Source organism: Leptolyngbya sp. FACHB-36 (assembly GCF_014695955.1).
Classification (GTDB): domain Bacteria; phylum Cyanobacteriota; class Cyanobacteriia; order Leptolyngbyales; family Leptolyngbyaceae; genus FACHB-36.
Genome location: NZ_JACJPG010000220.1, coordinates 1 through 9,132, shown reverse-complemented (window position 1 = coordinate 9,132; position 9,132 = coordinate 1). Strand labels below are relative to the sequence as shown.

Below are 9,132 nucleotides of genomic sequence, written 5' to 3'. Positions count from 1 at the left end.
TCAGTGCTTCACGTACTCATTCTAGCAATTAATACATTTTTGCTATTTAAGCTATATGTCCGCTGGGAAGCCGCGCTGTTTTTGGCGATCGCGTTTGCTCTAAGTCCACTCACTTTCGCACACGTCAACATGGTGCATTATCGCGTATTTGTGTGGACTCCTCTCATGGTTTGGGCAGCCATTTCAATTGCAAGATCACAATATTCTCTTTATACAGCTCTAGCCTTTGTTTGGGCGATCGTTTGTTCTTTGACTGCTGGAAACCCGCAAGAATCTTTTTTTGGAATCGTAGTCACTTTCGCTATTTTCATTTTTGAGATTACCGTACGGGGAACTCTAAAAAAAAGCTCGCTTCTGACATTTGCACTTTCGCTAGCATCAGGATTGTGTTTAGGCAGTCCTGGAGTAGTGCCCTATTTGGTAAGTCGATCGCAAGGGCTACTCAATTCAGTTGGCAACTCAGTAGAACGTTCCACATCGCTGATTAGTATTCCCTGGCTGTTTGGCTGGATCATTCCGTACATCAACGGTCCCCATCTAAGGTTTTACAGAACCGGATCTCTAGTACAAGATGCTATGGCAATAGGTTTCATCAATCCAATTATTATTTTCTTATTAATATTCGGAGTTATTAGCGTTGTTCTAGTCAAGAACTCGAAAGCTGTTTTGAGGGAAAAAATACTGTTTTTCCTAGTTCTGCTGACAGCAATCCTTGGTATTGTAACTATTTCCCAACTTAGTCCCTTTACTGAACTGATTCGCCACATTCCATTTGTTAATACAACCCGCATAACAAAATATATAAATTGTATTTATCTATTGATTGGTATCTGCGCTGCAATATCGCTGAACTGGCTAATCCACTTATCTATAAACATTCGTCGCCGCGTTAGTCTAGCTACAATTGCACTCATCCTACTACTCTGTTCAGCAATTGTTGCTTTTCAAGTCCTCGATCCTGCTTGGCAGTTCAATATGGGAAGAATTGAGGCACTAACTGTCATTTGGTTAGGGTTTCTTCTATCTATGCTGGCTTGTGCTTATCTATTGAGTGCTCACGATCGCCCTTCCTGGAAAGCGCTTTTGATAACCGCACTGATTGCCGGGCTGCTAACTAGACCCTATGGATTTCCGCAAGAGCTTAATCAGTACACAGCATCTCCTTGGCGGTCAGCGATCGCGGATCGATCGATCACCCCTACTGAGCGAGTTCTATCAACTGATCCTTCCAATACAAATCTACTGAAAGCCTACGAAAGTATTACGGTGTTTGATCCCATTCTGAACAAGCCATTTGCTGAGTTGATGAACCGTAATTTTCGGACAATGAATCCCTTTTTCAGTTTACAGCCTGACCCTGCTGTTGAATTGAGTCAGGCTCAAATGAACCTGCTTAAGCTGTTAGGAGTGACTCTGATTGATGGCTATAAGTTAAAGGCGAATACAGATTTAACTCAGATCGGTCCACAAAGCTGGAAAATTAATCAACCCCTTCCTCGAATTTTTCTAGTACAGTCTGGTTCTGCCGAAAAGTTACAAGCGCTATGCTCAGTCGGTGAGTATTCTACTGTCCTAAATTTGGTGCAGCAATCCATCGTAGCTGTTGCAACTGGCAGCAGTGGCACCTACGCTAATAAGCTGCCATTTAAGCTCAGCGCTTCTGGTCAAGGAGAGTTAGTAGCCCTACAAAGCTACACTCCTGCTTGGCAACTAAATGGTCAATCCGCTGATCGCTTTTGCAACGTATTTAGCTACTGGCGGGGCAGCTTTACCGCACAGCAACTGTACGAGATCGTATACAACCCTCCAGGATTAAATATTGCCTATTGGCTTTTTGGATTTGGCAGCTTTTTATTACTGTTAGCAGGATTTCAAGCGAAATCTTCATCTCATTCTCGAAATTCTAGCCACCCTGATTTGACCAATTCGTAAAGGGGTGTTTCGCTAAATTGACGTTGTAGTAGCGTGCATCGTGAGAAACTTCTTCACCAATCCAGTCGGGAAGATCAATCGCCCGATCCACACTGGGTAGTTCAATCTCAGCAACAATTAACCCCTGGTTTTCTCCAGCGAATTCGTCTACTTCCCACGCTAAATCGCCCCAGGGAATCCGGTAGCGCGTTTTCTCAATCAGGGGACGATCGCACAGCGTATCCAGCAGTTCCTCGGCGTCGTCCAGCGGAATCTCGTACTCGAATTCGGCGCGGGCAACGCCACGAGTGGGACCTTTGATCGTGATGTAGCCACGATCGCCCGCAACGCGAACGCGCACCGTCCGTCCGTTCGTGTCAGCCAGATAGCCCTGACGATAGCGCGTTCCTGAAACGGTGCGCCAGCCATCGCCCTGAACCAAAAACTTGCGCTCAATTTCGGTTGCCATTGCGGACGCTCGTTCACAAATAAGGGACGCAATCGCCTTCCGACTGGCTGAGCGGCGATCGCTTACACTTTAAACCACCCTGCAGGATTGGTACGATGGCTCAGGCGCTTCAGGCAGAAAATGTTACGCTTCAGCAGCTAATTACGCTGCATGGACTTCAGTTCATCAACGAAGCATTCTTTCCAGAGTGGCAAGAGGACGCGCGATGTTTGCACCGCTAATTGGACAACCTCAAGCGGTTGAGCTGCTGACGCAGGCGATCGCTCGAAATCGAATCGCTCCCGCTTACCTGCTTGCTGGACCTATGGGCGTCGGACGGAGTCTCGCCGCGCAGTGCTTTGTGGAGGCGCTGTTCGCGGTCTATGCTGCCACACCTCAAAACCGGATTCGGCAGCGCAACCATCCCGATCTGCTGTGGGTAGAGCCGACGTATTTGCACCAAGGCAAGCGGCTGACGGCAGCAGAAGCGGTAGCAGCAGGCATCAAGCGAAAAACAGCGCTGATCCGATTGGAGCAAGTGCGAGAAATTTCTCGATTTTTGTCCCGTGCCCCGCTAGAAGCACCTCGCTCTGTGGTGGTGATCGAGCATGCCGAAACGATGGCAGAACCCGTCGCCAATGCGTTGCTGAAAACGCTGGAAGAACCTGGACAAGCGACTTTGATCCTGATTGCGCCCAGCGTAGATTCGCTGCTGCCAACGTTAATTTCTCGCTGTCAGCGGATTCCCTTTTGCCGCTTATCGCCGGAGGCAATGGCTCAGGTGCTTAGTCAGTCAGGACACAGCGAAGTTTTGCAGCATGCCGACGTTTTGCAGCTTGCTCAAGGCAGTCCGGGAGCTGCGATCGCTCACTGGCAACAGCTTCAAGAGATTCCACCCGTTCTACTCCAAACGGCAACGCAGCGCCCCCGGTCTTATCGGGAAGCGCTGACCCTAGCGCGACAAATCGACAAAACTGTTGCCCCCGAAAACCAACTCTGGCTGATTGACTACTTGCAGCAAATCCACTGGCAGCAGTGCGTGGAGGTCGATCGCGGTGCGGAGGTCGATCGGCTACCTCTGACACTTTTAGAGCAAGCAAAAGAACATCTGATGAGGAATGTTCAACCCCGCCTCGTCTGGGAAGTTACGCTGCTTGGCATGATGCAGCCAGTATGACGCCAGAGGGCGATGAAAACAGACGGGTTACTCTAGTCGCGCTCCTCAGCCCTTCTGGAGCATCCAAACCAGAAACCCCAAAATTGGTTCAACGGGTGGAAGTGGGTAATCTGTGAGGTCGATCGTCACCGTCTTGCCGTTCAACTTAAGAAACCGCCATGCAGTCCCACTACTGACACAGCCATAAATCGTTGAAATGGCGTTATTTTGAGCTTCATTAAACCGTTGAGCCGCCACCATTTCTGCCACACATTGCCCCAAACCCTCGTTGAGGTCTGCTTTTTTGGCCTCTGCCACAATAACCACTGGCGCTTCAATGATCAGTTGTTCTGGGGAGCGACTCAACAAAAAATCGACATAGCCCGTTAGATCCGCCTCTGCATCTACGTTAAACTCTCGTCCAGAGAACAAGCTAACTTGCCGCTCTAGATACCGCCGCACCTCTTGCAGAACTGGATAAACAATCGACTCAGAACGAGCTTTTTCCGAGCCAACCGCGATCGCCCACGGAACATCCTCCAAATCGTTAAGCAGCCGTGTACTGGGTGTAATCGGTGCTACAGACGGTAAGAACTGAACCCCTTCGACGATCGCAAGCTGAAAATCCTTTTTCGCTTTACTCAACGAGAACTTGCTGTAGGGCATGGTGCTTCTCAGTCAGTGTTCATATCACCCTAAGGGCGATTTTAGAGTGGTCAGAATTAGAGCCTGCTTTACAGGTAGCTTAAGTTTGCTATAAATCAGTCGCGCTCACCACTTGGTTATTCGCTGCCACACGCGCTCTAACAAATCTGCTGCATCTGCATCGAACCAGTCGATCGTGGAATCTGCTCGAAACCAAGTACGCTGCCGTTTGGCAAACTGGCGCGTATGCAGAACGGTGAGCCGCTGAGCTTCGGACAGGGAGAAATCTCCTGCTAGATGCCGCTTGAACTCAGCGTAGCCCAGCGTGTTTAGCAGCGGCAGGTCTGAACCGTACTTTTGGCACAGATGCTCTACCTCCGCTACCAGTCCAGCCTCCACCATTTGCGCCGTGCGCGTTTCAATCCGGCGTTGCAAATTGTCGGAGTCCAGTCCAATCTGCAGGATGGGGTAAGTAGGCGGGTCCTCTCCCTGCTGCTGCGACAGCGGACGCCCCGTGACGTAAAAAACCTCCAGCGATCGCAGCGTCCGCACCGCATCGTTCGGATGAATCTTTGCTGCGGATTCCTGATCCACCTGCTGCAACATCGCATAACATTGAGCCTGCCCAAGGGCTTGCAGTTGAAGTCGCAGGTCTGACTGCGGCGGCACCTGCGGAATTTGCAAACCGCGAACGATCGATCGGATATACAGTCCGGTGCCACCCACGAGGAGGGAATTTTGAATTTTGAATTTTGAATTTTGAATTTTGAATTCTTGCTCTATGGTCCAGGTGTGCTTCCCTTGGTGTATTTGTTCGATCAACCCCTGCGCTTGCTGCTGATACTCGGCAACGGTCAGCGTCTCAGTGGGATCGCACAGATCAATCAAATAGTGCGGAGCCTGCTGCTGCTCGATCCCAGAGGGTTTGGCAGTGCCAATGTCAAACTCTCGGTAAACTTGGCGAGAGTCGGCGCTGAGGATGGAGGTGTGGAGGCGCTGTGCAAGGGCGATCGCTAAGCTAGATTTGCCCGCTGCCGTGGGACCGCAAAGGACAATTAAGCCTGGTACAGGCGTATTAATTTTAGCTATAATAGTATCAGAGGGAAACATGAAAAGTTTTATAGATCCATGCCTATGACAAACATCATAGGAGATGGTTCTAAAATCGCTTAAAACCTATTTGTGTTAGAATTTTGGACAGTTTTGGTCTTTTGCTACTAAAGACAGCATCAGGCCGTTAATTCGGTTGGAGCACTCATTACATGACGAGCAATTACGGTGCTGAACAGATTCAAGTTCTAGAAGGTCTGGAGCACGTTCGCCGACGTCCGGGCATGTACATTGGCAGCACCGGAGCGCGAGGATTGCACCATCTGGTCTACGAGGTTGTGGACAACTCAGTAGATGAAGCACTGGCAGGATACTGCCACGAGATTCAGGTGGCACTGAATGCCGATGGCTCTGTCAGCGTCGTAGACGATGGACGCGGCATTCCCACGGATGTTCATCCCCGTACCGGAAAATCTGCCTTAGAAACGGTGATGACCGTGCTGGGGGCGGGCGGAAAGTTCGGCGGCGGTGGCTACAAAGTATCGGGTGGACTGCACGGCGTTGGCATTTCTGTGGTTAACGCGCTGTCGGAACGAGTAGACGTTACCGTCTGGCGCGACAACAAGGTCCATACGCAGCACTACGATCGTGGCGTCCCTGCAGGTTCACTCAGCATTAAGCCAAGCTCCGAAAACCGCACAGGCACCGCCGTTACATTCCTGCCTGACACCACGATCTTTACAACTGGCATTACGTTCGACTATGCGACGCTAGCGGGTCGTTTGCGGGAGCTAGCGTTCCTCAACGGTGGCGTCAAAATTACCTTTGAGGATAATCGCCTCGAGCTGCTTAAGACCGAAGAGCCGCACGTCGAAACCTACTACTACGAAGGCGGCATCCGGGAGTACGTCTCCTATATGAACCGCGAGAAGCAAGCCCTGCACGAGGAAATTGTCTACGTTCAGGGTGAGCGCAACAACGTACAGGTGGAGGTGGCGCTGCAATGGTGTTCTGACGCCTACACCGACAACCTGTTTGGCTTCGCTAACAACATTCGGACAATCGACGGCGGCACGCACCTGGAAGGATTGAAAGCAGTGCTGACTCGGACGATGAACGCGATCGCCCGCAAGCGCAACAAGCTAAAAGAAAATGATTCCAACCTGGCAGGGGAAAACATCCGCGAAGGTTTGACGGGCGTCATTTCTGTTAAGGTGCCGGAGCCAGAGTTTGAGGGACAAACCAAAACAAAGCTGGGCAACACAGAAGTGCGCGGCATTGTCGATTCTCTAGTGGGCGAGGTTCTGACGGAGTATCTGGAGTTCCGCCCTGGCGTTGCTGACGCGATTTTAGACAAGGCGATTCAGGCGTTTAATGCGGCAGAGGCGGCGCGGAAAGCGCGGGAGCTAGTGCGGCGTAAGTCAGTGCTGGAGTCGTCTACGCTGCCTGGAAAACTGGCAGATTGTAGCTCTCGCGATCCCGGTGAGTCGGAAATCTTCATCGTTGAGGGGGACTCTGCGGGCGGTTCTGCAAAACAGGGACGCGATCGTCGCTTTCAAGCGATCCTGCCGCTGCGGGGCAAGATCCTCAACATCGAGAAAACTGACGACGCCAAGATCTATAAGAACACCGAAATTCAAGCGCTGATCACCGCGTTGGGATTGGGCATCAAAGGGGAAGAATTTGACGCCTCACAACTGCGCTATCACCGCATTGTGATCATGACTGACGCGGACGTCGATGGGGCGCACATCCGCACGCTGCTGCTAACGTTCTTCTATCGCTATCAGCGGGCAATGGTCGATCAAGGCTTTGTCTACATTGCCTGCCCACCGCTCTACAAAATTGAGCGCGGACGCAGCCATTACTACTGCTATAGCGATCGCGAACGTGACCGGATCATTGCTGACTTCCCAGAAAACGCCAAGTACGAAATCCAGCGCTTTAAGGGATTGGGTGAGATGATGCCGCAGCAGCTTTGGGATACGACGATGAATCCTGAAAGCCGCACGCTGAAGCGCGTTGAGATTGAGGATGCTGCCGAAGCCGATCGCATTTTTACAGTGCTAATGGGCGATCGTGTTGGTCCTCGTCGAGAATTTATCGAGACAAACGCGCCCAAACTCGCGCTGGCAGATTTAGACATCTAAAACGGACGGGAGCAATCACTCAGTTCAGAAAAGGCTAGGGCAAAGATGCCCTAGCCTTTTTCGAATCGTAATATACTGCAACTCAAACGCACATTAAAGCAGTAGACCGAACTTCTAACCGCTAAATGTGAATGCCGCACTCGGTTTTGCCTGTGCCGCGCCAGCGTCCGGCTCGTTCGTCCTCACCTTCCGCTACCGGAGTTGTAATCGGTTGATCACCAATGCTGGGATAGCCTTGGTCGTGCAGCGGATTATAGATGACATCGTGCTCAAACGCGTATGCCCACGTTTCTTTGCGCGTCCAGTTCGCCAGCGGGTTTACTTTCAGGCGCTGCTGCGTATCGAGTTCAAAAACTGGCATGTCTGCGCGAGTGTTTGCCTGATCGCGACGGCGTCCGGTCAGCCACGCGATCGTTCCCAACTCTGCTAATCCTCGTTGCAGCGGTTCAATCTTCGTCAGATGATGGAACTGCGCAATGTCCGTATCCCAAAGCGCCTCTCCGTACTTGGCAGTAAATGCCTCGCGGGTGTCTACGTCCTGAATTTTGTAAACCTTCAGGTTTAGGTTGTACAACTCCTTTGCCTTTGCAACCAGTTCCAGGGTTTGAGGAAAATGGTGAAGCGTATCAAGAAACAGCACTGGAACAGGATGAGCAGGCTTGAGGTCGCGGTAAAGTAAGTCGGTGATCAGCAAATCATCAACGTTAAAAGCGCTGGTCTGCACCAAACCCGTTGGCACATTTGCCGCACACCAAGCAAGAATATCCTTAGGATGAGCGTTCTCAAACTTTTGATTGAGCTTCTTGAGGTCAAGATTGGCGACTTGGGTCGGTGGTTGCGTAGATTGGGTCATCGTCGCGGGAGTGAGTCTTGTGCAATTTCTACCATAGCGAACAAGGGGACACTGCGGATGTGTTGATCTGTCAGATTCACTGAACCTGCATCAAGCTGCTGCAACGATGAAATGACGATCGAGGAAGGAAGATTACGATGCAATTAGTGTTGTACAGTAAGCCGGGATGTCATCTGTGTGAGGGGTTGCAGGAGAAGCTGGAGCAGATTTCGGCGATCGATCTGGAAATCCGTGACATCACTACCCGCGACGATTGGTTTCAGGCCTATCAATACGAAATTCCCGTGCTATTTCTGGTAAAGGAAGCACAAACGTCCTCTCTCCTCGCGCTTCCTCGTCCTTCTCCCCGCGCCACAGTTCGCCAGTTGGAGCAGATGTTACAGAAATATGGGCAGGCAGATCCCTGACAATAAGAAAGGCGTTTGTGAGGAGAAGCTGACATGAAGCTGCGTGAATTACTAGCTGCATCCGATGTTCACTGGTCAGAGCATCCTGCCCTAGAAAGCGAGGTCACGGGACTGGCAACCAACTCCCATGCCAGCCAGCCAGGAAATGTGTTTATTGGCATGCCTGGAACGCGAGTAGACGGCGGCGACTTCTGGGCAAGCGCGATCGCCGCAGGCGCGATCGCGGCAGTCGTCTCCCCAGAGGCAGCAGAAAAAGCACGCAGCAGCGGAGACAGCGCCGCGTGTATTATTCCGGCGACGAATATGGTGCAGGCGTGTGCGCGCTTAGCCGCCGCCTTCTACGGGTTTCCCGCAGAGCAACTGACGCTAATCGGCGTCACGGGCACCAACGGCAAAACCACCACCACTCACCTGATCGAATTTCTGCTAAATCAGACGCAGAAGCCGATCGCGCTAATGGGAACGCTCTACACCCGCTGGCGCGGCTATCAGCAAACCGCCGCGCACACCAC

At 51.4% G+C, this 9,132-nt stretch carries 10 protein-coding genes; 6 read left to right on the top strand and 4 right to left on the bottom strand.

The window, feature by feature from the left end:
- Positions 1–1,932 (top strand): hypothetical protein (locus H6F43_RS05205; protein ID WP_190341362.1); only part of this gene is annotated, 1,932 nt, incomplete at its 5' end.
- On the opposite strand, the gene H6F43_RS05200 is transcribed toward H6F43_RS05205, so the two are convergent.
- Entirely contained in the window at positions 1,904–2,380 is a 477-nt protein-coding gene (locus H6F43_RS05200; protein WP_190341360.1) for a CYTH domain-containing protein, read from the bottom strand. The two genes, H6F43_RS05205 and H6F43_RS05200, sit on opposite strands and share 29 nt — an antisense overlap.
- 95 nt (positions 2,381–2,475) lie before the next feature.
- Between H6F43_RS05200 and H6F43_RS22630 the strand changes: the two genes are divergently transcribed.
- The gene (locus tag H6F43_RS22630; RefSeq protein ID WP_277879873.1) at positions 2,476–2,601 is read left to right on the top strand and encodes a hypothetical protein; all 126 of its coding nucleotides are present in this window, start codon (positions 2,476–2,478) and stop codon (positions 2,599–2,601) included.
- Complete coding sequence (locus H6F43_RS05195) at positions 2,586–3,536, top strand: DNA polymerase III subunit delta' (protein ID WP_190341358.1); 951 nt, start codon at positions 2,586–2,588, stop codon at positions 3,534–3,536. Before H6F43_RS22630 ends, H6F43_RS05195 begins: the two co-directional genes overlap by 16 nt.
- Positions 3,537–3,581: 45 nt before the next feature.
- Here the strand turns inward: H6F43_RS05195 and H6F43_RS05190 are convergent, their stop codons facing one another.
- Together H6F43_RS05190 and miaA are read right to left on the bottom strand one after the other, a co-directional pair.
- On the bottom strand, positions 3,582–4,181 hold the full coding sequence (locus H6F43_RS05190; protein WP_190341356.1) for a hypothetical protein: 600 nt from the start codon (positions 4,179–4,181) through the stop codon (positions 3,582–3,584).
- A gap of 105 nt (positions 4,182–4,286) precedes the next feature.
- The gene (gene miaA, locus H6F43_RS05185) at positions 4,287–5,270 is read right to left on the bottom strand and encodes a tRNA (adenosine(37)-N6)-dimethylallyltransferase MiaA (RefSeq protein ID WP_190341354.1); all 984 of its coding nucleotides are present in this window, start codon (positions 5,268–5,270) and stop codon (positions 4,287–4,289) included.
- 152 nt (positions 5,271–5,422) lie between these two features.
- Here miaA and gyrB point away from each other — a divergent pair, with 152 nt between their 5' ends.
- Positions 5,423–7,360, top strand: a complete 1,938-nt coding sequence (gyrB, locus tag H6F43_RS05180; protein ID WP_190341352.1) for a DNA topoisomerase (ATP-hydrolyzing) subunit B — start codon at positions 5,423–5,425, stop codon at positions 7,358–7,360.
- A 121-nt stretch (positions 7,361–7,481) separates the two neighbouring features.
- On the opposite strand, the gene cysH is transcribed toward gyrB, so the two are convergent.
- Positions 7,482–8,213, bottom strand: a complete 732-nt coding sequence (gene cysH, locus H6F43_RS05175; protein ID WP_190341350.1) for a phosphoadenosine phosphosulfate reductase — start codon at positions 8,211–8,213, stop codon at positions 7,482–7,484.
- A gap of 137 nt (positions 8,214–8,350) precedes the next feature.
- Between cysH and H6F43_RS05170 the strand changes: the two genes are divergently transcribed.
- Both H6F43_RS05170 and H6F43_RS05165 read left to right on the top strand, forming a co-directional pair.
- Complete coding sequence (locus tag H6F43_RS05170; RefSeq protein WP_190341348.1) at positions 8,351–8,620, top strand: glutaredoxin family protein; 270 nt, start codon at positions 8,351–8,353, stop codon at positions 8,618–8,620.
- A gap of 33 nt (positions 8,621–8,653) precedes the next feature.
- The coding region (locus tag H6F43_RS05165) for a Mur ligase domain-containing protein (RefSeq protein ID WP_242025344.1) at positions 8,654–9,132 on the top strand (479 nt) is incomplete at its 3' end.